Source organism: Pseudomonas sp. FG35 (genome assembly GCF_057809295.1).
This window is the reverse complement of record NZ_JBMDJR010000003.1, coordinates 78391-102133: the sequence shown is the minus strand read 5'-3', so window position 1 is coordinate 102133 and position 23743 is coordinate 78391. Positions and strand designations below refer to the sequence as shown.

Sequence of the window (23743 nt, the reverse complement as noted above, 5' to 3'; positions counted from 1 at the left end):
TCAGGCCTCCATCAACAGGCAGGCCTGGGGCGGCAGGTGCACCGCCACGGGCTCACCGACTGCGCGACCACGGTTCAGGCCTTCGTTGTTTTCCCGCAGCATGACTTTGATGTCGTTGTTCAAGCGGCACTGGTACAGCGTCGCGGTGCCGACATACAGCACCGCTTCGATCACACCGCGCAGATGATGCGGCTGATTCGCTGCAACCAGTTGCGAGCGCTCGGGCCGGAATGCCAGCTGCACGCTGCTGCCATTGACGCCTTGCGGCGGGCAGGGGATTTCCACCGGCATGCCGTTCGGTACGAAGATGTTTTCGTTGTGTTCCCCGCGTTTGAGTTGGCCGGGAAGGAAATTGATGTCGCCGATAAACTGGGCGACGAAGCGGTGCTGCGGACGTTCATAGATGTCGATCGGGGTGCCGATCTGCAGGATCTTGCCGGCGGACATCACCGCGATCCGGTCGGACAGGGTCAGCGCTTCTTCCTGATCGTGGGTGACGAAGATGAAGGTGATGCCGGCTTCCTGCTGCACGCGCTTGAGTTCGACCTGCATTTCCTTGCGCAGCTTCAGGTCCAGCGCCGACAGCGGCTCGTCGAGCAACAGCACCTTCGGCTTCGGCGCCAGGGCCCGGGCCAGAGCCACGCGCTGCTGCTGGCCGCCGGATAATTGCGCCGGTTTGCGCCCGGCCAGGTGCTCCATCTGCACCAGCGCGAGCATTTCGTCGACCCGTCCGGGAATCGTCTTGCGATCAAGACCCTGCATCTCGAGGCCGAAGGCGATATTCTGCGCGACACTCATGTGCGGAAACAGCGCGTAACTCTGGAACACCGTGTTGACCCGACGCTTGAACGGCGGCAGGTGATTGACCGTTTCGCCCGCCAGACGGATCTCGCCGTCGCTGACGTGTTCGAAACCGGCGATGGCGCGCAGCAGGGTGGTCTTGCCGCAGCCCGAGGGGCCGAGGAGGGTGAAAAACTCGTTGTCGGCGATGTTCACCGAGACGTTGTCGAGGGCAGGCGCGAGGCCAGGGTCATCAGAATACCGCTTGGATACATTACGCACTTCAATGGCTATTGGTTGACCCATAATGGTGCAATCCTCTAATTATTGTATGCAATATCTGAATGCAATTTAGAAATACCCGGATTAATCTGCTGGCGCAACCCCCCATTTCCCTGACTGAGTCGCTCGTCAGGCAGCGCTGCCAGCATTGAAGGAGTTTTCAGATGACCGAGAAAAAACCGGAAACCACGGTCGACCGCGTCTACCAAGGGGTTTACGAGGCGATCAGCAAACGTTCGCTGCGTCCTGGGATGAAGCTGGGCGAGGCGTCGCTGGCAGAATTGTTCAATGTCAGCCGCACGTCGGTTCGTGCCGCGCTCAAGCAACTGGAGGCCGATGGACTGGTCACCACCGAGCCCAATAAAGGTGCATCGGTATCGCTGCCCAGTGATGAAGAGATCCGTTCGCTGTTCGAAACCCGACGTCTGGTCGAGATCGGCATCGTCACCGAACTGTGCCGACGCAAAGACTCTGCGGCGATGCAGGACCTGCGCGATCACTTGCTGCTGGAAGACGAAGCCCACCAAGCCGGCGATCACGAGCGGCTGATTCACCTGCTCGGCGAGTTCCACATCAAGCTCGCCCGCAGCCTGAATAACCCGGTGCTGCTCGACTGGTTCCAGAAGTTGATTTCCCGCGCCTCGCTGTACGCCGCGGCGCTGGATGACGACAGCCACGAAGCCTGTCGCGACGACGAACACCTGCGGCTGATCGAGTACATCGAGGCTGGCAATCAGAGCGCCGCCATCGAGCTGACCTGCATACACCTGGACGGCATCCAGAAGGCGATTCTCGACGTCGCTGCGAAGCTCAAGACCGGCTACCATCCGCTCAAACATCTGATCGAAGTCTGAGCGTCGGCTGCCACTGAAATCGGCTATACCTCTAATGAAACCATCGTTGCCCGATGCGCTCGAAACAGACGGGCGCGACGTTTGACCGCGCAGCGATAGATCCGGATCAACCACAAGGCGTTGAAGCAGCTGATGCAGTTTTTATCCGATAGCCATGGGTGTGACGGCTGGCAAGGCGAGATGGCCGGGCGAATCCGTGCGTTCGACTGGAGCAGGACCGATCTGGGCCCGCTCGAAACCTGGCCGGCCAGCCTGTGCAGCACAGTGCAACTGATGCTGGCATCGCCGCTGCCGATGGTCATGCTCTGGGGCCATGCCGGTTACATGATCTACAACGACGCTTACTCACGATTCGCCGGCGGACGACATCCCTACCTGCTCGGATCGCCGGTGGAACTGGGCTGGCCGGAGGTGGCCGATTTCAACCGGCATGTGGTCGACACCTGTCTGGCCGGCGGCACCCTGGAATATCGCAACAAGGTCCTGGTGTTGCTGCGCGACGGCGTACCCGAGGATGTCTGGCTCGATTTGTATTACAGCCCGGTGGCCAACGATGCCGGTGTGCCTTCGGGCGTCATGGCGATGGTGGTGGAAACCACTGAACTGGTGTTGTCCGAACGCTTGCGTCAGGCCGCCGAAGACGCTTATCGCGCCGATAACGAGCGGGTGCGACTGGCACTGAATGCCGGGGCACTGCTTGGCTCGTTTGTCTGGGACGTCAGAAACAATGTGCTGTCGGCCGACGAGCGTTTTGCCCGGACATTTTCCTACCCGCCTGATCAAGACCTGAGCAACCTGCCTCAGCATATCGCCGAGACGCACATTCATCCGGACGACCGTAATTGGGTACAGGAGTGCGTGGAGAATTCGGTGCGTACCGGCGAGCCCTACAACGCCGAGTACCGGGTGGTGCGTGCCGATGGCAGTTGTCTGTGGGTGCTCGCCAGCGGCGCTTGCGAATTCGACGAGCAGGGCCGGCCGTTCCGTTTCCCCGGTGTGCTGATCGATATTCACGAGCGCAAGATCGCCGAAGAATCGCTGCTCAAGTTCACCCGCAACCTCGAACAGCGGGTAGCGGATGAAGTCGAGGCGCGCCTCGCCGCGGAAGAGCAATTGCGTCAGTCGCAGAAGCTCGAGGCCATCGGCGGCCTTACGGGCGGCGTGGCCCATGACTTCAACAACCTGCTGCAAGTGATCGCCGGCAACCTGCATCTGCTGGCGCGGCATGAACCGGACAATGCCAACGTCCAGCGTCGGGTCAGCGCCTCGCTGGCGGCGGTGGAGCGGGGCGCCAAGCTGTCCTCGCAACTGCTGGCGTTTGCCCGTCGCCAGCCGCTGTCGCCGGCGGTGTGCAATCCCCGGCAGATCTTCGAAGGCGTCGGTGAGTTGCTGCAACGGGCGCTGGGCGAAACCATTCAGATCGACGTGCAACTGCCGGACGAACCGTGGCACATCAACGTTGATCGCAATCAACTGGAAAACGCCATTCTCAATCTGGCGATCAATGCCCGGGACGCCATGAAAGGCGAGGGCACGATTGTGCTCGGCGCCTCCAACCTTTCACTGGATCGGGCGTTCTGTTCGGGCAAGGGGATCGTGCCGGGGGATTTCGTCCGGGTTTCGGTCAGTGACAGCGGCGTCGGCATCGCCCCGCACATGCTCGAGCAGGTGTTCGAACCGTTCTTCACCACCAAGGCCGACGGCCAGGGCACGGGCCTCGGCTTGAGCATGGTGTTCGGCTTCGTCAAACAGAGCGGCGGGCATGTCGAGATCGACAGCCAGGTGGGCCAGGGCACGCGCGTGCAGTTGTACTTTCCGCGCAGCCTGCGAGCGGTGGGTCAAGCGGCGCCAAGCGTGGAGACCCCCCTCACGGGCGGCCACGAGACAATCCTGGTGGTCGAGGACAACGAAGCGGTGCGCACCTCGGCAGTTGAACTACTGCGCGAGGAAGGTTATCGCGTGCTGACCGCCGGTAATGGTGACGCAGCCATGCAGATGTTGATGGAAGGCGCTCGGGTCGACCTGATCTTCACCGACGTGGTCATGCCCGGTCTGATCAAGAGCTCCGATCTGGCGGCGTGGGCCAAGGTGCAAATGCCGCCGGTGGCCGTGCTGTTCACCTCGGGCCACACCCGCGACATCATCTCGCGCAACCACCAGCTCAGTCCCGACACCCATTTGCTCGGCAAGCCCTATGGACCCGAAGCATTGCTGCAGATGATCCGTTCCGTGCTCAGCACCTGAGCTCCAATCCCCTGACCAAGGCTGGCCGATGACTTCCAGACGCAATTCCAGTTCTGCCGCCGGCATGGTTCGCGTGCGCGGTGCCCGTGAGCACAATCTGAAGAACGTGGACGTCGACATTCCTCGCGATGCACTGGTGGTGTTCACCGGGGTGTCGGGGTCAGGCAAGTCGTCGCTGGCGTTTTCGACGCTGTATGCCGAAGCCCAGCGACGCTATTTCGAATCGGTGGCGCCCTATGCGCGAAGGCTGATCGATCAGGTTGGCGTGCCGGACGTCGACTCCATCGAAGGCCTGCCGCCGGCCGTGGCCCTGCAGCAACAGCGCGGCACGCCGAGCACGCGTTCGTCGGTGGGCAGCGTCACCACGTTGTCGAGCCTGATCCGCATGCTGTACTCGCGCGCCGGCAGCTACCCACCGGGTCAGCCGATGCTGTATGCCGAAGATTTTTCACCGAACACGCCGCAAGGCGCGTGCCCGCAATGCCATGGACTGGGCCGGGTCTACGAGGTCACCGAGGCGTTGATGGTGCCGGATCCGAATCTGACCATCCGCCAGCGCGCCGTAGCGTCATGGCCGCTGGCCTGGCAGGGGCAGAACCTGCGCGACATCCTGGTGACCATGGGCATCGATGTCGATATCCCGTGGCGCAAGCTGCCGAAAAAACAGCGTGACTGGATCCTCTTCACCGAGGAAACACCAACCGTTCCGGTGTACGCCGGGCTGACGCCGGAAGAAACCCGCGTCGCCCTCAAGCGCAACATGGAGCCCAGTTATCAAGGCACCTTCACTGGCGCCCGGCGCTACATCCTGCACACCTTCACCCATTCGCAAAGTGCGCTGATGAAGAAGCGCGTGTCGCAGTTCATGCTCGGCAGCCTGTGTCCGTTGTGCGATGGCAAGCGCCTCAAGCGCGAGGCGCTGTCGGTAACGTTTGCCGGGCATGACATCGGCGAGTTGTCGCGGATGTCTCTGTTGCAAGTCGCCGAGGTTTTGCGGCCGGTCGCGGACGCGAGCTGGCTGGAACACGCCGATGAAACCGGTGAAACCCTGACCCACAGCCAGACCCGCGAAGCCCGGCAGCAGCGCGTGGCCCATGGCGCCAGCGGCCACGCCAACGCGCCGGACGTGCGCCATACGCCGAACCTGTCGCTGGAAAAACGCCTGGCCGCGCAGCGCATTGCCGAGGATCTGCTGGAACGGGTGAGCACCCTGACCGATCTCGGCCTCGGTTATCTGGCCCTGGAACGGAGCACGCCGACCCTGTCGTCCGGCGAATTGCAACGCCTGCGACTGGCCACCCAACTGGGTTCGCAATTGTTTGGCGTGATCTACGTGCTCGACGAACCTTCCGCCGGCCTGCACCCGGCTGACGGCGAAGCGCTGTTCGCGGCGTTGCAGCCTCTGAAGGCCGACGGCAACAGCGTGTTTGTGGTCGAGCACGATCTGGACACCATGCGCCGGGCCGACTGGCTGATCGACGTCGGCCCGGCGGCGGGCGAAAAGGGCGGGCAGATTCTCTACAGCGGCCCGCCGCCGGGGCTGGCCGCGATCGAGGACTCACAGACCCGCGCCTATCTGTTCGCCGAACAGCAACGCTCCACACGCACTGCGCGCAAACCGTCGGGCTGGCTGAAGCTCGACGGCGTTACCCGCAACAATCTCGACAATCTCAGCGCCGAATTTCCATTGGGCTGTTTCACCTCGGTCACCGGTGTTTCCGGGTCCGGCAAATCGAGCCTGGTCAGCCAGGTGCTACTGGAACTGGTCGGCGCGCAGCTCGGGCGCAGCGTCAGTGACGCCGAACCGGAAGAACTCAATCTGGAAGACGATACCCCGTCTGCCAGCACCGGCCAGGTCAGCGCAGGGCTGGAGTCGATCAAGCGTCTGGTTCAGGTCGATCAGAAACCCATCGGCCGCACCCCTCGTTCGAATCTGGCGACCTACACCGGGCTGTTCGACAACGTGCGCAAGCTGTTTGCCGCGACCGATGAGGCGAAAGTGGCGGGCTACGACGCCGGGCAGTTTTCCTTCAACGTCGCCAAGGGTCGCTGCCCGACCTGCGAAGGCGAGGGGTTTGTCAGTGTCGAGTTGCTGTTCATGCCCAGCGTTTATGCGCCGTGCCCGACCTGTCACGGCGCGCGTTACAACCCCGAGACCCTGGCCATCCTCTGGCAGGGCTTGAGCATTGCGCAGGTGCTGCAATTGACCGTGGATGAAGCGGTGGCGGTATTTGCCGAGCAACCGGCGATCCGTCGTTCACTGGAAGTGCTGCGCGACATCGGCCTCGGTTACCTGCGCCTCGGGCAACCGGCGACCGAGTTGTCCGGCGGCGAAGCCCAGCGGATCAAACTGGCCACCGAGCTGCAACGCAATCAGCGCGGCGCGACGTTGTATGTGCTCGATGAGCCTACCACCGGTTTGCATCCGCGAGACGTCGACCGCTTGTTGGAACAACTGGACAATCTGGTGAGCGCAGGACACACGGTGATCGTGGTCGAGCATGAAATGCGCGTGGTGGCGCAGAGCGATTGGGTAATCGACATCGGCCTGGGTGCGGGGGATCAGGGCGGCAAGATCGTCGTGGCCGGAACGCCGCAGAAAGTGGCGGCGAGCAAGAAGAGCCGGACTGCGCCGTTTCTCGCCCGCGCCCTCAGCCGCTAGGTGTATCAGGCACCGTCGAGCGTGCGACGCACCTTGTCCAGCAATGCGCTGATCTGAAACGGTTTGACCAGCATGTCCATACCCGCCCCGAGGAACACCTGGCGGTTGATCGCGGTTTCCGCATAACCGGTCATGAACAGGATCGGCAACCCCTCACGCCAGCCCCGGGCAACGTCGGCCAGTTCACGGCCGGTCATGCGTGGCAGACCAACGTCAGTCAGCAGCAGGTCGATCGACGCGTCGTTCTGCAAGCGTTCCAGCGCCGTTTCGATATCGCCGGCCTGGGTGCAGCGGTAACCGGCGTCTTCCAGCACTTCGGTGACGAACAGGCGTACCGCCGGCATGTCTTCGACGATCAACACATGTTCGCCCGAGCCTTGCGGATCAATCGTCACCGGGGCCACATCGACAGCGGTCGGATCGCTGGTGGCCGGCAGCATGATCGTCACTTCGGTGCCGCGTCGCGCGACGCTGCGGATGTGCGCATCGCCACCGGACTGACGGGCAAAACCGTAGATCGTCGACAGCCCCAGCCCGGTGCCCTGGCCCAGCGGCTTGGTGGTGAAGAACGGCTCGAACACCTTGTCGATCACGTTGTGCTCGATGCCGGTACCGTCATCGCGCACCGATAGCGCCACGTAGGATCCATCGGCGAGGTTCGGGTCGCCGTGGGAGTACGCCGCGTAAGTGCTGACCCAGATATTGCCGCCCCGTGGCAATGCGTCCCGGGCATTGATCACCAGATTGAGCACCGCACTTTCGAGCTGAATCGGATCGACCAGCGCGATGGCAGGTTTGGTGGTCAATTCGAGCTTGAGGGCGATGCGTTCGCCGATGGTGCGCACCAGCAATTCTTCGAGCGAGCGGACGTGTCTGTTGATGTCGAGCGGACGGGTGTCGAGTGGTTGCTGACGGGCAAACGCCAGCAGGCGATGGGTGAGCGAGGCCGCGCTCCTCGCCGAGTTCAGAGCCGCTTCGGCGTAGAACTGGACCTTGTCCGTTCGGCCATCGGCAACACGTTTCTGGATCAGTTCGAGGCTGGTGATGATCCCGGTCAGCAGGTTGTTGAAGTCATGGGCGATGCCGCCCGTGAGCTTGCCCAGCGCATCCATTTTCTGTACTTGCAGCAGTTGCGATTCGGCGCGTACCCGGTCGGCGACTTCCTTGGCCAGTTGCGTGGTGGTGTCGTCCAGCTGCGCCAGGTGCGAGCGCTCGCGATGACGGTGTTCGGTGACGTCTTCGACGAACACCAGGCTCAGCTTCGGAGTCCGGTAGGGCGAAATCTGCCATTCGGTCTCGCGAACCTCACCCTGCACGCGCATGTTCAGCGTGCCCTTCCAGCGCTCGCCGTCCACCAGTCGCAGGCGCAGTTCGTCGAGGATCGCGCTCTGATCCTCGGCAAAGCATTCGCTGAGGGTCTGCGGGTCGCGGTTGTCCTGGATCAGCTGGGAAAAGGCGTGATTGCACTCATGGACTTTCAGATCGGCATCGAGCACCGCGATGGGTGCGGAGACGTTGACGAAGATCTCGCGGAAACGCGCCTCGCTTTCGCGCAACGCGTTCTCCGTGTCACGCACCCGCAGCAGGGTGCGCAACGTTGCCAGCAGCACGTCGGGATCGACCGGATGAATCAGGTAGGCATCGGCCCCGGCATCGAGGCCGGTGATGATGTCGCCGGTCTGGATCGACGCGGCGGACACGTGGATCACCGGAAGCAGGGCGGTGCCCGGGTCGGCGCGCAGTTTACGCACGATGTCGAACCCGCTCATGTCCGGCAGGTTGACGTCGAGGATCAGCGCATCGAGCGACTGACTGGCGATCAGGGCCAGCCCCTCGCCGCCGGTGCCGGCCTCGAGCACTTCGTAACCGTGGCGCTCCAGTCGTCGGCGCAAGGCATAGCGAGTGGCGACGTTGTCATCGACGATCAACAGACGGATGTCATGTTTCATCGACGTTCTCCTGGGCAAGTGCCAGCGGAATGATCACGAAAAAGCTTGAGCCCACGCCCGGCGTACTTTCGACACCAACCTCACCACCGAGCAATTCAGCGAAGCGTTTGCACAGCGACAGGCCGAGCCCGGTGCCGCGCAGGCGTTTTTGCAGCGGTGAGTCGACCTGGGAAAAGTCTTCAAACAAGGTGCCGTGCAGCTCCGCAGCGATACCGATGCCGGTGTCGCTGACGGCGAACCGCACCTTGCCCTCACCCTCAAGACGCGCCGAGATCCGGACCTCGCCACGGGTGGTGAACTTCAGCGAGTTGGAAATGAAGTTGCGCAGGATCTGCGCCAGCTTCTTGTCGTCGGTGTAAAGACGCGGGAGGCCTACCGGCTCTTCGAAAATCAGGTCTACGGCCGTGGCATCGACAATCGGCCGGAACATCCCCCGCAGTGCGGCGAACAGGTCGAACATGTCGAACCACGCCGCAGAAATGCTGATGCGTCCGGCCTCGATCTTCGCCAGATCGAGCAGGTCGTCGACCATGTCGCTGAGTTCCCGGGCGGCGGTGCTGACAAACGCCACCTGCTTGTGTTGCTCGGGGCTGAGGGGGCCGTCGAGTTCGTCGGCGAGCAGGCTGTTGATGCTCAAGATCGAGCCCAGCGGCGTGCGGAACTCGTGACTCATGTACGACAGAAAACGGCTTTTCAGGTCGGATGCCTGACGCAGTTGTTCAGCCTGGGTATCCAGCTCGGCGTACAGGGCGAGCACGCCCTGATTGGTTTCGTCGAGCTCTTCGCGCAACGCAGCGGTTTCGCTCTGCAACTGGGCGATCAACGCAGCCTGTTCGGCATTGCTCAGTGTCGGGGACTCAGTCATGGGCGGACTCCAGGGCAACCACCAGCACGGTGACATCGTCGCGCCCGCGGCAGAAGTCGCGGTGCAGGACGGTGGCAATCACGGCGGGATGGCGATGCACCAGACCGGGGTAATCCTGAAGGTTCCAGCGGGACTGCAAGCCGTCGCTATACATGATCAATAGATGTCCGTTCACGTGAGCATAGTCAAAAGGCTGGGCTTTTCTGTATTGGCCACCGACGATGCCCGGATGCGAGGCCAGTCCGCGCGACTTGTCGGAAGCGATCAGGCTGGCACCAATATTGCCGACACCGGTGAACGACAGACTGGCACGGCCGGCGTGAAACTGCGCGAATGCCACCGCGCCGCCCCGGCTACCGATCATCTCACGGTGCATGTCTTCCATCAGCAGCGTCGGCGCACCGAACGGATTCAAGGTAAAGGCCTTTTCACCGGCGCGGGCCGCACGCTCGGCGTCCTCGCCATGGCCCAGACCGTCGACCACCAGAGCACTGACGTCAGCGCCGTGGATCGCCAGATGCCAGACATCACCGCAGGCCGGGTCGTTGTGCAGCGAGTGTTGGCTGACACCATACGGCATATCCACCTGCCGGTCGCTGCGTGGGTATAAACGAGCCAGCAGCACCGCGCCGCGATGATCGGCAAAAACATCAAAGACATCGGCCTGGCGTGCCACGGCTCCCAGACCGATGCCCTGAGTACCGCCGGTGGAAAAACCATCGGCCATGCACGCATCCAGATCAAAGCCCTGGGCCCGGTCGACTGCAATCATTTCGATGCCGTCGTCACCCTGACGCGGCAACAGACGCAAGTGAAGTTCGCCGTGCCCGGCATGCTTGAGCACATTGCTCGCCAGCTCCGTGGCCACCAGCGCGACGCGGCCGGCATCGCTTTCGCCAAAACCGTGTTGCTCGGCCAGACGCTGGGCCGTACGCCGGGCATGGCCGATCTGGCTGCTGTCCTCGATCACCAACACCTGGGTCAATGTCCCGCTGATGTTCATGTCCATCGGGTGATCGTTATGCGAGTGCCTTTGCCGGGCTCGGTGTCCAGTTCGAATTCATCTACCAGTCGCTTGGCCCCGGTCAGGCCCAGACCCAGACCGCTGCCGGAGGTCCAGCCGTCGGTCATCGCCAGTTTGATGTCGGGAATACCCGGGCCTTCATCGCGAAAGGTCAGGCGCAGGCCGACCTTGTGGTTGTCATCGAGGATCTGCCAGTCCATGTCTCCGCCACCGCCATACACCATGGTGTTGCGCGCCAGTTCACTGACGGCGGTCACCAGTTTGGTCAGGTCGATCAAGCGCATGCCGCACTCGGTGGCCAGCTTGCGCGCCGTTTGCCGTGCCAGCACCACATCCTGCTCGATGTTGATCGGTTGGGTACCGCTGCTGCGCACGGTCATTGCTGGCGTACTCGTTCCTGCAGCAGTTTCATTCCGCGCTCGACGTTCAGCGCGGTGCTGACGCCCGGCAGGTACAGGCCGAGCTCCACCAGCGTGATCGCTACTGCCGGTTGCATACCGACCAGCATGGTTTCGGCATCCATGATTTTCGACAGGCCGGAAATGGTGCCGATCATCCGGCCGATGAACGAATCGACCATGTCCAGCGCCGAGATGTCGATCAGCACGCCGCGCGCGGAGGTCTTGCTGATGCGCTCGGACAGGTCGTCTTGCAGGGTGAGGGCGAGTTGGTCATGCATGTCGACCTGGATGGTCACCAGCAGGAAGTCACCCATCTGAAGAATCGGGATACGTTCCATTGTTCAGACCGTCTTGGTGAGGGTGATGCCCAGACGGGTCAGGGCCAGCTTCAGTGCGTCGGCCAGATTGGCTTTGGTGACCACGCCTTGCAGGTCGAGGCCCAGGTGCACGATGGTCTGGGCAATCTGCGGACGCACGCCGCTGATGATGCAGTCGGCGCCCATCAGACGGATCGCGGTCACGGTCTTGAGCAGGTGTTGGGCGACCAGCGTGTCGACGGTTGGCACGCCAGTGATGTCGATGATGGCGATTTCCGAGCCGGTGTCGACGATGCGTTGCAGCAGCGATTCCATCACCACTTGGGTGCGCTGTGAATCGAGGGTGCCGATCATCGGCAGGGCGAGCACGCCATCCCACAGTTTGACCACCGGGGTCGACAGCTCCAGCAGTTCTTCCTGCTGGCGCTTGATCACCGCTTCACGGGACTTCTGGAACGTGCGAATGGTGTACAGGCCGAAAGCATCGAACAGTTCGGAGATTTCCCAAAGCTGTTCGGCGAGCAGGGCGGGCTGGTCCCGATAATGGTTTTGCAGCAGGGCGAACAGCGGGCCCTTGAGCGAGAAAATGAAGCTGGCGGTCTGCTGGGAATCCTGACCGAGCTGGGCGCGGCTGTGGGAGAGTTTTTCGAGGAACTGGCGCATGCCTTCCCAGCCCGGCGCGGCGATGTTGGTGCCGCTGTCGTTTTCCAGGCCACTGACCACCAGTTGCAGGAATTCGCCGGTCTGTTGCTGTATGTCGTGTTCTTTGAGGTTGCGCGTAGCGCCGGTGGTTTGAAGCCCGTTGATCCATTCGCCCAGCAGTTGAACCTGATTGTTTTTAATCGCATTAAGTGTGCTGTTCTGCAGTGCTGCCATGTGCCTGTTGCTCCATTGCGAATTGGGGGCCGGATCTTCGGAAAATGACCGGCGCGAAGTGAATGACCCTGGCCGTTCGAAATAGTTGTTCGTTCCCGCGAGGATATTTTTGATCTGCCGCAAGCAATGCACCGGTAACTCTAGTCGGCGTGGCCGGAAATGCTGATCTTTTGCCTGCAACAAGGCCCCAACGCAAAGAGGCCGCGTCCAATGGAGGCGGCCTCTTTGAGTACCTGGCGGTTACTTGCTGGGGTGTTTGGCCTGTAGCTCTTTGGCGGCGGCCAGGTGTTTTTCCAGACCGGGCAACATTTTCTGCGCAAAGGCTTTGAGTTCGGTGGCGCCTTTGACTTTGTCGTCGGTCACGGTGTTGGCTTGTTTCTTGAACAGCTCGATGGTTTCTTCGTGCGCCTTGACCTGATTGTTGGCATAGGCGGCATCGAAGGATTCATCGCGCATGTCGAGGATTTTCTCTTTGGCCTGTTTGACCAGGGTCGTGGTGTCCGGCACTTCAATGTCGTTGGCCTTGGCAATCGTGGCCAGTTCATCGTTGGCCTTGCCATGGTCGGTGATCATCATGTTGGCAAACGCCTTGATGTCGGCCGATTGGCTCTTTTCCAGTGCCAGACGGCTGGTTTCGATTTCGGCGATGCCGCCGGCTGCTGCGTTATCGACGAAATCGTTGTCGGTGGCGGCAAAGGCCGAACCCATGCCGGTGCTGAGGGCGACAGCCAGAAAGAGATGACGCAGTTTGAATCCGTCCATTGGTGTTTCTCCACGCAGGTTTTTGTGAGCGTTAACCAATGGAGGGATTTCGCCGACCAAAGGTTTTATCGCATTTGCGAAAGGGCGACGAACGGGCACCGCTGGTCTGACAGGAGGTCGACAGAACCGGTCAACCGAGGCCATTCTGATACCTGGCCAGCGCAATCGGTCGCGTTGGCTGCCGATCAACTGACGGAGGTGTTCCATGCCGGTGACCCATGATTTGTTACAGGACTTGAAACTGACAAAGGAAGAGATCCAGCAACGACGCACCGCGGATCCACATCTGGATGCACTGATCAACAAGTATTCCCAGGCGGACGCCGAAGTCGTCAAGGCCGAGACGGCGACCTCGGATGCACCCAGCGACGACACCCTGAAGAAACTCAAAGAGAAACGCCTGCAGGTCAAAGACAAGATCGTCGAGCAGTTGCAGGCCCGATCCTGACCGTCAGTCGCGCCACCGGCCCTCGCTGGTGAAACGACTGGAACGATAGCTACGACCGGCACCTCGAATGTTCAGAGTCTTCACATTGCGACTCTCAACGAGGTGCCTTATGAAAGATCCAAAATTCCCCAGTGAAGAGCAGGGTGCATTCGACCCGGTTCCGACCCAACCCGAGCCGAACAGCCCGGCGCACACCGTTCGTAATCCTGAAGAGAAACGCAAGAGCGAGGCAGTGCCGGAGGACGAGGATCCGGACAAGTTCGATCGATCCAGTAACTGATAGTCCGCCATCGCTGGCAAGTCGAATCGTCGCACCGCAGCTCCCACAGTGACCGTGTTGGTCGCGGAACCTGCAAACGACGAAAAACCCTGTGGGAGCTGGCTTGCCAGCGATGACGTCAGCCGATTTATCACAAATCTCAAAGCCTCACTTCAAGGCGGCGTCCAATGGCATCCGCGCCATGTGCGTGGCCTTCAGCGAGCCGAAATACAACCACTCGCCATACTCGCGCACGGTGGTGATCGGCGAGTAATTGCCGGCGCTGGCGTCCTGCAGATTGGCGATCACTTTGCCGTCCAGATCCAGCCCCAACACGAACCCGCGTTTCTCCACCGGTTTGGGCAGCACGGTCATGGCCCGCACGATCATCTTGCGTACGAACGGTTGTTCAGCGGTGCGGTCGAGCAGCGGATTGCGCGGCGTGTACAGCGCCACCCAGAAGCGATCCCGGCCATTGAAGGCGAGGTTGTCCGGCAGCCCCGGCAGGTTGTCAATGAACAGGTCGTGGGTGCCGGCCCTGGGGCCGGTCAGCCAGTAGCGGCTGATGCGATAGGCGCCGGTTTCGTTGACCAGCACATAAGCGTCTTCCGGGCCGAGGGTTACGCCGTTGGCGAACTCCAGCTTGTCCAGCAACAGGCTGGTTTTTCCGGTCTGGAAGTCGTAACGCAGCAGGCGGCCGTCGCCGCCATGTTCGATGATCGCTTCGCCATCGTGACCGTAACCCCAGCGACTCGAGGCGTCGCTGAAGTAGGCGTAGTGTCCGGACTTGTCGATCGCCACGTCATCCGTGAAGCCGAACGGCAGACCATTGGCTTCGGTGGTCAGCGCCACCAGCTGACCCTGTGCGTCGAGGGACAGCAAACCCTTGACCCCGTCGGCGATCACCAGCAAACCGTTGGGATGCCGCGCCAGCCCCAGCGGCCGGCCGCCGGTATCGGCCAGCACCTTGCGTTGCTGGCCATCGAGGCTGGTTTGCAGCAGGCGTCCGTCGTGCAGGCCGGTGATCAGAAAGTCGTTTTCCAGCAACAGCGCTTCCGGGCCTTCGATGTCACTTGGACCGACCTGCGCCGCGCTCTTGAGCCGCTGATTGTCAGCGTATTGGCCTTCGCTCAGCGAGGGCGCTGGTTGCGGTGTCCATGCTACGGGCTCGACCTTGGTCGGCATGAGCAGCAGGAACGCCACAACGACGACGATCAGCAACAACACCGAATAGCGCCACTTCACACGTGAGCTCCTGCAAGGGCCAGGTGCCTGGTGGCCATGTCGCGCAGGGCCAGCATCGAAGTCGCCGATTCGCGCTCGATGCGACGCTTGAGCAGCAGATGGTTGGCGATGCGCAGGCCGATACCTTCGAACTGGTAGTGGAGAGTGCGCACGAACCGCGTGGCACCGTCGTGCGCCGAGCATTCATAAGTCAGCTGCAATGACAGACCCTGGTCACCCTGGGCCCGGGCACACCAGCGCCGACCGGGCAGGTATTCGGTGACCTCCCAGCGCAAATGCCCCTCGCGGCCGCCGGCGTGGATGTCCTCGTCGAATCGCGCACCGGCATGCAACGCACCGCTCGGGCCGTCGATCTTCAGCGAAGACGGATGCCACTCCGGCCAGCGACTGACGGTGGCGGCGTAGGCGAGGACGGCGATCGGATCGCCGGCGATATCGACTGTGTGCTGCATGCGGGTCATGGGCGTTCTCGAATCGGTCAAAGGGGCGGTTTCCGGCTCCCGGTAGAGGGTGCCGAACAGGTAGTCCATCAGCGGAAAAACGATATTGAAATTACGCTTCTGCATGTGCTCGCGACGGTGATGCAATTCGTGCAGACGGCGCATCTGGCGGATCCACGGCAGGCGGGTCAGCGGGTTCTGCGGCGGCAGATGCTCGCAGGCATGAAACACTTCATAGGTCAGGTAACCGAACACCATGCAGCCGCCAAACAGCCCGGCGACGTTGCTGTTGACCTGCGCGAACAGCCACCACAGGGGCAGGGTGATCGCCAGCGTGTGCAGCACGATCAGCCAGGCCGGGAACAGGATCACCCGCCAGTCGCGGGGGCCGTCGTAGGTCATGTGGCCGGGGGTGAAAAAGCTGTGATGATCGCCGGCATGCCGGGCGTAGAACATCCGCGCGAAGCGCTTTTTGTGGTGGCCGAGGTGGCGGTGCACCATGTACACGCCGAAATTGAAGAACAGCAGGGTCAGCGGCACGGTCAGCCATTCCAGCGGCCGCACCTGGTGCACGCTGCTCCAGAACGCGCCGATGGCCAGCACGCCGAACAGCAGCACGAACGCGCCGTGCAGCCACGGGTTGTAGCGGGGATGGATCGCCGCCCGGTAGCGGCTGCGAAATGCCTCGGTGGTCTGCCTCACTGCGCTCACCTGCGGATATTGTCGTTATCCCGGCAGCGTAGCCGATCCCGCCGTTTGTGCAGGGGCAACCTTCAGGTCACAAGTGCCATGCTCCGGTGTATAGCGGCCGTCAGCTCAACGGGTTCCAGCGCTGCGACCAGTCGTCATCGGCCTTGATCACTTCGCGCAGCAGATCGAACGCCTGTTGCAGGATCGCCGAGTCGCGGTCGCGGGAGTAGACGAGGTAGGTCGGATAGCCGAATTCCGGGGCTTTGGTCACCGGTTCCAGCGCGCCGCTTTCCAAGTAGGTGCGCACGACCCGGGTCCGGAAATAGCCGCTGCCGCCGTTCTCCAGAATGTATTGCAGGGCCAGCGGGCCGAGGTTGAAGCTCAGGGCAGCCTTGGCTTTTTCCGGCAGGGCGGCGTCGTGCTGGCGACGGAAGTCCGGACCCCAGTCGATGTACACGTAGGGGGCAGGGCGGCCGGGCGTGGTCACCAGAATCAGTTTCTCCTCCAGCACCTGCTCGACCTGCAGTCCCGGCCAATATTCCGGTTGATAGACCAGCGCCGCATCGAGCACCCCCAATTCGAGCTGGCGCAGCAGGTTTTCGCCGTCGCGGATGTCCATGCGCAAAGCGTGGCCGGGGATTTTCTCCCGCAGCTCAGCGGCCCAACTGAGCATCAGCGGGTTGCACAGACTGACCTCGCCGCCGATGTGCAGCACGTTGTGATAGCCCTCGGGCAAGGGCAGGTCGCGGCGCGCCGCTTCCCAGGTCTGCACCAGCTGATTGGCGTAGACCACGAAAGCCTCGCCATTGGCGGTCAGCCGCGCACCGGCACGGTTGCGCACGAACAGCGTGCTGCCCAACTGGCTTTCGAGTTTCTGGACGCGGGCGGTGATTGCCGTTTGCGTGACGAACAGCTTTTCCGCCGCCGCGGCGAGGCTGCCGTGACGGACGATTTCCAGAAAGGTGCGGGCGAGGTCGATGTCCATGGGCGGGCCGGTGGTTGAGGTGCCCGCATTGTACGGGCAGCCCCGGGACCGCGTCATTGTTCAGTCAGCCACTTCGACTTCACGCACCCGCGCCCAATCCTCCACCAACCGCGCCGGCGTGCAGCAAGTCTTGCGCTTGTAAACAAAACTCCGGCACTTCTCGGCAAACTGATTGCGGTTGTACAGCATGTCTTCCTGCATCTCCTGCAACTCCGCCTCGCGGCACTGACGAATCAACACATGATCGACCCGCAACTTGCGCTCCCGCACCGCCGCATAAGTGGGATCGCTCAGCACACTGTTGGCACGTTGCAGCAGCCACAGCGAGAACTCGTCCGGGCAGCGCGGGCCGATTTCCTGGACCATGCCCAGTTGCAGCGCCTGCGCAGCGCTGACCGGCAGACAGGCTTGAGTCAGTTGTTCCGCCATGGCCGGGCCGACGGCGCGGGGCAGGCTGTAAGTCCAGTATTCCGAGCCGTACAGCCCCATGCTCTTGTAGTGCGGATTGAGCACGATATCGGCGCGGGCAAACACGATGTCAGCCGCCAGAGCGAGCATCACGCCACCGGCCCCGGCATTGCCGGTAACGCCGCTGACCACCAGTTGCCGTGCGCTGAGCAATTCTTCGCACACATCATCGATGGCCTGGATATTGGCCCAGGCTTCGGCGCCCGGATCTTCGGCAGCCTGAATCACGTTCAGGTGTACGCCGTTGGAAAAGCTGCCGCGCCCGCCCTTGATCAACAGTACGTGCGTGTCGCGGGACTTGGCCCAGCGCAACGCCTCGACCATGCGCCGGCATTGTTCGGTGCTCATGGCGCCGTTGTAGAACTCCAGCGTCAGCTCGCCGACCTGGCCGGACTCGCGATAGCGGATCGGCTGATACGGCTCGTCGCTGAACGGCGCGTTGGCAATCGACCAGTCCAGCACCGGCACGTGCGCCAGTTGCCCGGCCAGTACATGCCGCGCCGGACGCTTGAAGGTTTCCTCGCCCGGTTGCGGTTTGCGTCGTAGCGAGCCGATCCACAGGCTGTGATCACCGGTCGCCACCAGCACCGCGTCGTCGTGTACCGCGAGAATTTCGCCGGGCATGCCGGTGCGCTGGTCGAGGTGCGCGTCGAACACGTAATACTGCCCGCCGGCAAGACTGGCGAGTACGCCGGGCTGGCCGTCCGCCGCATCGATGCAGCGTTTGATGAAGCGGGAGCAGTCATGCCAGCTGAAGGTGCGGTCGTCCTGTTTCATGTTCGGCTGCAAACGCCCGCGCACTTTCGGATCGTTGTAGTCCAGCGCCACCGGCACGAAGCCGTCGATGAATTTCTCCACCACTTCACGGATGCAACAGATCGCCGCGTCGCTGACCCGGCCATTGTACAGCTCGGATTTGCGCAGCCCCGTTGGCAGGTTGAATTCGCAGGTGGCCCAGACCGGGCCGGCATCCATTTCTTCCACCGCTTGCAGGGCGGTCACGCCCCAGGACGGCAGCTCGCGCATGATCGCCCAATCCAGTGCGCTGGCACCGCGATCGCCGACGATGCCGGGGTGGATGATGACGACCGGGCGCTGCGGATTGCTCCACAGTGCGTGGGGCACACGGTCCTTGAGGAACGGGCAGATCACCAGGTCGGCACCGCTGTTTTCAATCTGTTCGCACACGGCGGCTTCGTCGGTGAACAGCACCACGCTCGGCGAGTGCCCGGCCTGGCGCAGGTCCAGCAATGCACGCTGAGTCAGGCCGTTGAACGCCGACGACAAAAGAATGATGTTGAGTGATCGCATGATTGTTCTTCCTTGAAAGGTCAGCCGCAGGCTCCCTGTGAGCCGTCCGTGGCTATCGATGGAGGCGCAAGGTTAGTGACTGGCGTGGCTCGCGCCACTGATCGAGATCAACGTTGTGTCAGCCAATATTGCCGTGGCGACGACGTGCCTTATTCTCAAAGGTTTGCTGATCCTGATTTTTTATTACTTCAAATGTCTCAGGCGCTATTGCACAGTCGCATCCCTGATCACCGCCGGAAGATCCCGGCGTATCCATGGATTTTCGCAGCGGGTGGAACCCGTTTTCAGGGAGTAACGCATGGGGAGTCACAACCCGCATTACCAGGTCATCGGGCAGATGTTCCAAAAGGACTACCGATGGCTGTGCGCGGCGGTCAGCCGTACGCTCGGTTGCCCGCACAGCGCACAGGACATTGCTTCGGAAACCTTTCTTCGGGTATTGGCGCTGCCCGATCCGCTGGCAATCCGCGAACCCCGTGCGCTGTTGACCACGATTGCCCGGCGGCTGGTCTATGAAGGCTGGCGCCGGCAGGATCTGGAGCGCGCTTATCTGCAAAGCCTGGCGCTGGCGCCGGAACCGGTGCATCCGTCGCCCGAGGAACGGGAATTGGTGATCGAAACGCTGCTGGCGGTGGATCGCTTGCTCAACGGCCTGTCGGCCAAGGCCAAGGCGGCGTTTCTCTACCACCAACTCGACGGCCTGACCTACAGCGAAATCGGCGAACGCCTCGGCGTGTCCACCAGCCGCGTGCAGCAATACATGGTCGAGGCGTTCAAGCGTTGCTATCAGGCGATGCAGGCATGAGGCCGGACGAAACGCTGATCGACGAAGCGGCGCAATGGATGGCGCTGCTGCAATCGGGGCACGTCAGCCTGCAGGAGCGCGCCGCCTTCGACGCCTGGCGCACGGCGGATCCACGGCATCAGCAGATCATCGAACAAATGGGTGGCGGGCTGAACCTGTTGCGTCATGCGAACCTGCGCGGCTTGCCGCGTGAGAGTGTGTTGCACAGCCTGAATGCGCCGTCCAGTCGCCGTCGATTCCTCAGCGGCAGTTTGAGCGTGCTCGGTATCGCGGTGCTGGCCGGTTTGCTCGGTCGACGTTATGGCTGGTTGCCCGAGGCCGGCGAGTTGTCGACCGGTACCGGCGAGCGTCGGGAATTCACGCTGGAGGATGGCAGCGCCCTTACGTTGAATGCCCGCAGCCGCGTGGTGCCACGCTTCAACAACATCGAGCGTTTGCTGGACTTGCGCAGCGGTGAACTGCTGATCGATGTGGCGAAAAATCTGTCCCGGCCGTTTGTGGTCGAAACCGAGCATGGGCGGATTCGTGCGCTCGGGACCAAATTCCTGGTGCAGCGCGGTGAGGATTCGACGCGGCTGGTGATGTTGCATTCGCAAGTCGAAGTGGTCACCGCCAGCGGCGCGCGGCAAGTGGTGGAGGCGGGCGAAAGTCTGCTGTTCAACGCTCAGGAGATCCTCGCGCTGAAACCCGGCAACGGGCAGGAAAGTGCCTGGGTCCAAGGGCGGCTTGAAGTACGCGATCGCCCCTTGAGCGAAGTCATCGACAGCCTGCGCAGCTACCGTCGAGGCATCCTGCACTTGAGTCCGGAGGTTGCCGGTCTGCGTCTCAGCGGTCTCTATCCGCTGGACGACAGCGACCGCACCCTGCAACTGCTGGAGCGTTCGCTGCCGATCCGTGTCACTTGGCATAACGCGTACTGGGTTAGCATCGAAGCGCGGTTATAAATCCATAACTTCCCGGTCTATCCGTCCCCCTATAAAAAGCGCCGGCCCGCTGCTCATTCCCTGCAGACGCCTTCAACAGGGAAGCCCCTCGATGTTCTCATTCAAACAACAATTGTCCCGCCTGACGCTGACCATCGTGCTGGTGGCGGGCATGGCTCCGGTCGCCGTTCAGGCACAAGACGCCGCCGCTCAGGTCTTTACCTTCGACATTGCCGCAGGGGCTCTCGACGAGGTGCTGCTGGACATCTCGCGCCAGACTGGCGTGCCGATTTCCTTCAGTCAGAATCTGGTTCAGGGCAAGCGCAGCAGTGCGGTGCGCGGCGCATTGGGTGGTCGTCAGGCGGTAGAGAAAGCCTTGATCGGCAGCGGTCTGCAAGTCGAGCAGGGCACTCAGGGCCTGAGCATTCGCCCGGCCGATGCGCCGAGCGCCGCGCCGGTCAAGGCCGCAGCCGTGGCGCCCGCCAGCAGCGCCGATTACCGCATGGAAAAAGTCACCGTCACCGGCTCGCGCATCGCCCGCGCCCAGAGCGATGGTGCGACCCCGGTCAATGTCATCACCCACGAAGAAATGGAAGCGCGCGGCTACAAGAACGTCTACGACGCCCTCGCCACGCAAACCCAGAACACCGGCATGACCCAGGGCGAAGACTACGGCAACACCTGGCAACCGGCCGCCAGCGCCCTCAACCTGCGCGGCCTCGGGCCCAACCACACGCTGGTGCTGATCAATGGCCGACGGGTCGCCGATTATCCGACGCCATACGACGGCAAGGTCAACTTCACCAACCTGGCGAACATTCCATCGGCGATCATCGAGCGCATCGAAGTGCTCAGCAGCGGCGCCTCGGCGATCTACGGTTCTGACGCGATTGCCGGGGTAGTGAACATCATCCTCAAAGACAAAATGAATGGCGTCGACGTCAATCTCAAGGGCGGCACCAGCGAGCGCGGCGGCGGTGACAACCAGCGCTTGCAGATCAGCGGCGGCGGCAGTTGGGGCGACTTCGACGGTTTGTTCGGACTCGAACTGACCCACCGCGATCCGATCTGGGCCGATGATCGCGGCTTCATGCAGAGCGGGCCCCTGGCGGATGTCGGCTACCGTCGCGACCTGACCAACAACCGCTATTTGGGACCCGGCTGCGGTGCCTATCAGGGCACGTTCGATAACAAGCTCTTCAACAGCGGCGGGCGCTGCCGCACCGACCAGATGTACAACGATTACTGGACGGTGCAGACGCAAAAGGAAAACTACGACGGCTACACCCGTGGCACCTGGCATTTCAGCGACAGTGGTCAGGTCTTCGCCGACCTGATGTACGGCCTCGATCACATCCAGAACAACACACGCGGCCCGAGCTTCACCTCGCCGGACTTCATCAACCAGAACAGCGGCAATCTGGAGCGCTGGTACCGCCGCTTCGGCGAAGAGGAAATCGGCGGACGCACCAGCAACAACAGCAAGTGGCGCGATACCTCATGGACCGGCACCTTGGGCCTCTCGGACAAGATCGCCGACACCGGGTGGAACTATGAACTGGCAGCCAACCGGTCTGAATATAAAAGCGTGCGCACCACGCGTTACACGCCGCTTTCGTCGATCCAGGATTTCTACCTCGGCCCGCAGCTGGGCACCCGCGACGGTTATCCGGTGTTCGCGCCGGATGCCTCGCGCCTTGACCGGCCACTGACAACCCAGGAGTGGGAGCAGTTTCGCGGCAACCTGACGCAGAGCAGCAAGTCGGTTTCCACCAGCTACAACGCGTCGGTCAACGGCGAGTTGTTTGATCTGCCGGCTGGCCCGGTGGGATTCGCCGGGGTGCTGGAGGCGGGCAAGCAGGAATATCGTATCGACCCGGATGACAGCCTCAACGACGGCAGTTTCTACGGCGTGACGCCTGCGCAAAGCTCCGGCGGCTCGCGCAAGCGTTATGCGGCCGGTGGCGAGTTCAGCATTCCGGTCACCGACACGGTGCTGGCGACAGCGGCGGGGCGCTGGGACCAATACAAATTCAGCGGCCGCACCGAACAACAGAAAACCTACAACCTCGGCCTGGAATGGCGGCCGGTGAACAGCCTGCTGGTGCGCGGCAGCTACGGCACCAGTTTCCGCGCCCCGGACCTGAACTACATCTATCAGTCCGACAGCAACGGCTACTACCCGGCGCAGATCGACTATTACGGTTGCAGCCAGGGCGTGGAGGGCGCCTGTGATCGCGGGCGGGTCGATTACACCCAGAGCGGCACGGCGGATCTGGAATCCGAACGCGGTAAATCCTGGACCTACGGTTTCGTCTGGTCACCCTCGCGCAACTTTGACTTCTCGACGGATTTCTGGCGAGTCGAGATCGATGACCTGCTGACCACCGTCGACGAAAACCGTCTGCTGCAGCAAGAGAACGAATGCCGCAATGGCACCCAGGACATCAACTCGGCCAACTGCCAGTCGACCCTGGCGCGCGTCGATCGCAATCCCGGCAATGCGGCCGTCGATCCCAATCAGTTGCAGCGGGTGCGGGTGAACGCGATCAACGCCGCCAGCGAACGGGTCAGCGGCCTGGACTTCAAGAGCAACATCCGCTGGGGCGCCGGGCAGTACGGCGCGTTCAGTTCGGCGCTGGGCTACACCCTGGTGCTCTCGCATTACTACAAGGAGTCGGACGAAGCCCCGACCCAGGACTGGCGCACCTCGCGTACCAACTACGACTGGCGCAGCAAGGTCAACGCCAGCCTGACCTGGGATTACCAGAAGGCCACGGCAACATTGATGGGGATTCGCTACGGCTCGGTCACCAACGGCGCGGGCGACGGGCGTCTGTCGCCGTGGACGGTGTTCAATGCCAGTGCACGCTACAAGCTCAACGACCGGGCAAGCGTCGGGCTGACCGTGAACAACGTGCTCAACCAGGTCAAGCATGACGACTCGGCGGGGTGGCCTTATTACCCGACCGGCAACTACGACCCGTACGGGCGCCAGTGGTGGCTGGATGTGAGTTATCACTTCGGGAGTTGAATACGTAATGACGCCCGACAACGTCCTACGGAAGTTGCCGGGTTTCATGTGAAAGCAGGGATATTTCCGACGACTTTTTCAGGTTGGTCGTCGGAAGCGTGATCTATAGCATCGGCGAT

Annotated in this window: 20 protein-coding genes; 8 read left to right on the top strand and 12 right to left on the bottom strand. The window is 62.2% G+C overall.

The window, feature by feature from the left end:
* Entirely contained in the window at positions 1 to 1086 is a 1086-nt protein-coding gene (locus tag ACODTD_RS06960) for an ABC transporter ATP-binding protein (RefSeq protein WP_285354487.1), read from the bottom strand.
* 140 nt (positions 1087 to 1226) lie between these two features.
* Between ACODTD_RS06960 and ACODTD_RS06955 the strand changes: the two genes are divergently transcribed.
* From ACODTD_RS06955 to ACODTD_RS06945, 3 genes are all read left to right on the top strand, one after another.
* On the top strand, positions 1227 to 1916 hold the full coding sequence (locus tag ACODTD_RS06955; RefSeq protein WP_285354486.1) for a GntR family transcriptional regulator: 690 nt from the start codon (positions 1227 to 1229) through the stop codon (positions 1914 to 1916).
* A gap of 132 nt (positions 1917 to 2048) precedes the next feature.
* Positions 2049 to 4160: a hybrid sensor histidine kinase/response regulator gene (locus tag ACODTD_RS06950; RefSeq protein ID WP_285354485.1), complete on the top strand. Its 2112-nt coding sequence runs from the start codon at positions 2049 to 2051 to the stop codon at positions 4158 to 4160.
* Between the two features lie 28 nt (positions 4161 to 4188).
* A complete protein-coding gene (locus ACODTD_RS06945) occupies positions 4189 to 6822 on the top strand; it encodes an excinuclease ABC subunit UvrA (RefSeq protein WP_489104638.1) in 2634 nt (877 codons plus the stop codon).
* Positions 6823 to 6827: 5 nt separating this feature from the next.
* Here ACODTD_RS06945 and ACODTD_RS06940 read toward each other — a convergent pair whose 3' ends face one another.
* The 7 genes from ACODTD_RS06940 to ACODTD_RS06910 all read right to left on the bottom strand — a co-directional run bounded on the left by ACODTD_RS06940 (position 6828) and on the right by ACODTD_RS06910 (position 13016).
* Positions 6828 to 8771 (bottom strand): response regulator, encoded by a 1944-nt coding sequence (locus ACODTD_RS06940; protein WP_489104637.1) that lies wholly within the window; start codon positions 8769 to 8771, stop codon positions 6828 to 6830.
* Complete coding sequence (locus ACODTD_RS06935) at positions 8761 to 9636, bottom strand: sensor histidine kinase (protein ID WP_489104636.1); 876 nt, start codon at positions 9634 to 9636, stop codon at positions 8761 to 8763. Before ACODTD_RS06935 ends, ACODTD_RS06940 begins: the two co-directional genes overlap by 11 nt.
* Positions 9629 to 10639, bottom strand: coding sequence for an ATP-binding protein (locus tag ACODTD_RS06930; protein ID WP_489104763.1), 1011 nt, complete (start codon positions 10637 to 10639; stop codon positions 9629 to 9631). The genes ACODTD_RS06935 and ACODTD_RS06930 overlap by 8 nt, the downstream gene beginning before the upstream one ends.
* Entirely contained in the window at positions 10636 to 11040 is a 405-nt protein-coding gene (locus ACODTD_RS06925) for an anti-sigma regulatory factor (protein ID WP_011334519.1), read from the bottom strand. The genes ACODTD_RS06930 and ACODTD_RS06925 overlap by 4 nt, the downstream gene beginning before the upstream one ends.
* The gene (locus ACODTD_RS06920; RefSeq protein WP_011334518.1) at positions 11037 to 11399 is read right to left on the bottom strand and encodes an STAS domain-containing protein; all 363 of its coding nucleotides are present in this window, start codon (positions 11397 to 11399) and stop codon (positions 11037 to 11039) included. Before ACODTD_RS06920 ends, ACODTD_RS06925 begins: the two co-directional genes overlap by 4 nt.
* 3 nt (positions 11400 to 11402) lie before the next feature.
* On the bottom strand, positions 11403 to 12254 hold the full coding sequence (locus ACODTD_RS06915) for an STAS domain-containing protein (RefSeq protein ID WP_064381281.1): 852 nt from the start codon (positions 12252 to 12254) through the stop codon (positions 11403 to 11405).
* Between the two features lie 240 nt (positions 12255 to 12494).
* Positions 12495 to 13016: a DUF4142 domain-containing protein gene (locus ACODTD_RS06910; protein WP_085695913.1), complete on the bottom strand. Its 522-nt coding sequence runs from the start codon at positions 13014 to 13016 to the stop codon at positions 12495 to 12497.
* Positions 13017 to 13221: 205 nt separating this feature from the next.
* Here ACODTD_RS06910 and ACODTD_RS06905 point away from each other — a divergent pair, with 205 nt between their 5' ends.
* Together ACODTD_RS06905 and ACODTD_RS06900 are read left to right on the top strand one after the other, a co-directional pair.
* Positions 13222 to 13464, top strand: a complete 243-nt coding sequence (locus ACODTD_RS06905) for an HP1242/YdcH family protein (protein ID WP_039768852.1) — start codon at positions 13222 to 13224, stop codon at positions 13462 to 13464.
* A gap of 109 nt (positions 13465 to 13573) precedes the next feature.
* Positions 13574 to 13744 carry a hypothetical protein gene (locus tag ACODTD_RS06900; protein WP_201819290.1) on the top strand — a complete coding sequence of 57 codons (171 nt, stop codon included), beginning with the start codon at positions 13574 to 13576 and terminating at the stop codon, positions 13742 to 13744.
* A gap of 147 nt (positions 13745 to 13891) precedes the next feature.
* Here the strand turns inward: ACODTD_RS06900 and ACODTD_RS06895 are convergent, their stop codons facing one another.
* The 4 genes from ACODTD_RS06895 to ACODTD_RS06880 all read right to left on the bottom strand — a co-directional run bounded on the left by ACODTD_RS06895 (position 13892) and on the right by ACODTD_RS06880 (position 18862).
* Positions 13892 to 14908 (bottom strand): SMP-30/gluconolactonase/LRE family protein, encoded by a 1017-nt coding sequence (locus ACODTD_RS06895; RefSeq protein ID WP_236676622.1) that lies wholly within the window; start codon positions 14906 to 14908, stop codon positions 13892 to 13894.
* A gap of 56 nt (positions 14909 to 14964) precedes the next feature.
* Positions 14965 to 16110 carry an SRPBCC family protein gene (locus tag ACODTD_RS06890; RefSeq protein WP_489104635.1) on the bottom strand — a complete coding sequence of 382 codons (1146 nt, stop codon included), beginning with the start codon at positions 16108 to 16110 and terminating at the stop codon, positions 14965 to 14967.
* Positions 16111 to 16219: 109 nt separating this feature from the next.
* A complete protein-coding gene (locus tag ACODTD_RS06885; protein WP_041475306.1) occupies positions 16220 to 17083 on the bottom strand; it encodes a LysR family transcriptional regulator in 864 nt (287 codons plus the stop codon).
* Positions 17084 to 17143: 60 nt separating this feature from the next.
* Positions 17144 to 18862: a hydrogenase maturation protein gene (locus tag ACODTD_RS06880; RefSeq protein WP_489104634.1), complete on the bottom strand. Its 1719-nt coding sequence runs from the start codon at positions 18860 to 18862 to the stop codon at positions 17144 to 17146.
* A 298-nt stretch (positions 18863 to 19160) separates the two neighbouring features.
* Here ACODTD_RS06880 and ACODTD_RS06875 point away from each other — a divergent pair, with 298 nt between their 5' ends.
* From ACODTD_RS06875 to ACODTD_RS06865, 3 genes are all read left to right on the top strand, one after another.
* Positions 19161 to 19667, top strand: coding sequence for a sigma-70 family RNA polymerase sigma factor (locus ACODTD_RS06875; RefSeq protein WP_011334510.1), 507 nt, complete (start codon positions 19161 to 19163; stop codon positions 19665 to 19667).
* Entirely contained in the window at positions 19664 to 20611 is a 948-nt protein-coding gene (locus ACODTD_RS06870; RefSeq protein ID WP_201819298.1) for a FecR domain-containing protein, read from the top strand. Before ACODTD_RS06875 ends, ACODTD_RS06870 begins: the two co-directional genes overlap by 4 nt.
* Positions 20612 to 20702: 91 nt before the next feature.
* On the top strand, positions 20703 to 23624 hold the full coding sequence (locus ACODTD_RS06865; RefSeq protein WP_489104633.1) for a TonB-dependent receptor domain-containing protein: 2922 nt from the start codon (positions 20703 to 20705) through the stop codon (positions 23622 to 23624).
* Positions 23625 to 23743: the final 119 nt, after the last annotated feature.

What these genes read in the sequence shown, in the direction of transcription:
- ACODTD_RS06960 (WP_285354487.1), bottom strand. Translation starts at nt 1,086, where the DNA reads ATGGGTCAACCAATAGCCATTGAAGTGCGTAATGTATCCAAGCGGTAT.
- ACODTD_RS06955 (WP_285354486.1), top strand. Translation starts at nt 1,227, where the DNA reads ATGACCGAGAAAAAACCGGAAACCACGGTCGACCGCGTCTACCAAGGG.
- ACODTD_RS06950 (WP_285354485.1), top strand. Translation starts at nt 2,049, where the DNA reads ATGCAGTTTTTATCCGATAGCCATGGGTGTGACGGCTGGCAAGGCGAG.
- ACODTD_RS06945 (WP_489104638.1), top strand. Translation starts at nt 4,189, where the DNA reads ATGACTTCCAGACGCAATTCCAGTTCTGCCGCCGGCATGGTTCGCGTG.
- ACODTD_RS06940 (WP_489104637.1), bottom strand. Translation starts at nt 8,771, where the DNA reads ATGAAACATGACATCCGTCTGTTGATCGTCGATGACAACGTCGCCACT.
- ACODTD_RS06935 (WP_489104636.1), bottom strand. Translation starts at nt 9,636, where the DNA reads ATGACTGAGTCCCCGACACTGAGCAATGCCGAACAGGCTGCGTTGATC.
- ACODTD_RS06930 (WP_489104763.1), bottom strand. Translation starts at nt 10,639, where the DNA reads ATGAACATCAGCGGGACATTGACCCAGGTGTTGGTGATCGAGGACAGC.
- ACODTD_RS06925 (WP_011334519.1), bottom strand. Translation starts at nt 11,040, where the DNA reads ATGACCGTGCGCAGCAGCGGTACCCAACCGATCAACATCGAGCAGGAT.
- ACODTD_RS06920 (WP_011334518.1), bottom strand. Translation starts at nt 11,399, where the DNA reads ATGGAACGTATCCCGATTCTTCAGATGGGTGACTTCCTGCTGGTGACC.
- ACODTD_RS06915 (WP_064381281.1), bottom strand. Translation starts at nt 12,254, where the DNA reads ATGGCAGCACTGCAGAACAGCACACTTAATGCGATTAAAAACAATCAG.
- ACODTD_RS06910 (WP_085695913.1), bottom strand. Translation starts at nt 13,016, where the DNA reads ATGGACGGATTCAAACTGCGTCATCTCTTTCTGGCTGTCGCCCTCAGC.
- ACODTD_RS06905 (WP_039768852.1), top strand. Translation starts at nt 13,222, where the DNA reads ATGCCGGTGACCCATGATTTGTTACAGGACTTGAAACTGACAAAGGAA.
- ACODTD_RS06900 (WP_201819290.1), top strand. Translation starts at nt 13,574, where the DNA reads ATGAAAGATCCAAAATTCCCCAGTGAAGAGCAGGGTGCATTCGACCCG.
- ACODTD_RS06895 (WP_236676622.1), bottom strand. Translation starts at nt 14,908, where the DNA reads ATGCCGACCAAGGTCGAGCCCGTAGCATGGACACCGCAACCAGCGCCC.
- ACODTD_RS06885 (WP_041475306.1), bottom strand. Translation starts at nt 17,083, where the DNA reads ATGGACATCGACCTCGCCCGCACCTTTCTGGAAATCGTCCGTCACGGC.
- ACODTD_RS06880 (WP_489104634.1), bottom strand. Translation starts at nt 18,862, where the DNA reads ATGCGATCACTCAACATCATTCTTTTGTCGTCGGCGTTCAACGGCCTG.
- ACODTD_RS06875 (WP_011334510.1), top strand. Translation starts at nt 19,161, where the DNA reads ATGGGGAGTCACAACCCGCATTACCAGGTCATCGGGCAGATGTTCCAA.
- ACODTD_RS06870 (WP_201819298.1), top strand. Translation starts at nt 19,664, where the DNA reads ATGAGGCCGGACGAAACGCTGATCGACGAAGCGGCGCAATGGATGGCG.
- ACODTD_RS06865 (WP_489104633.1), top strand. Translation starts at nt 20,703, where the DNA reads ATGTTCTCATTCAAACAACAATTGTCCCGCCTGACGCTGACCATCGTG.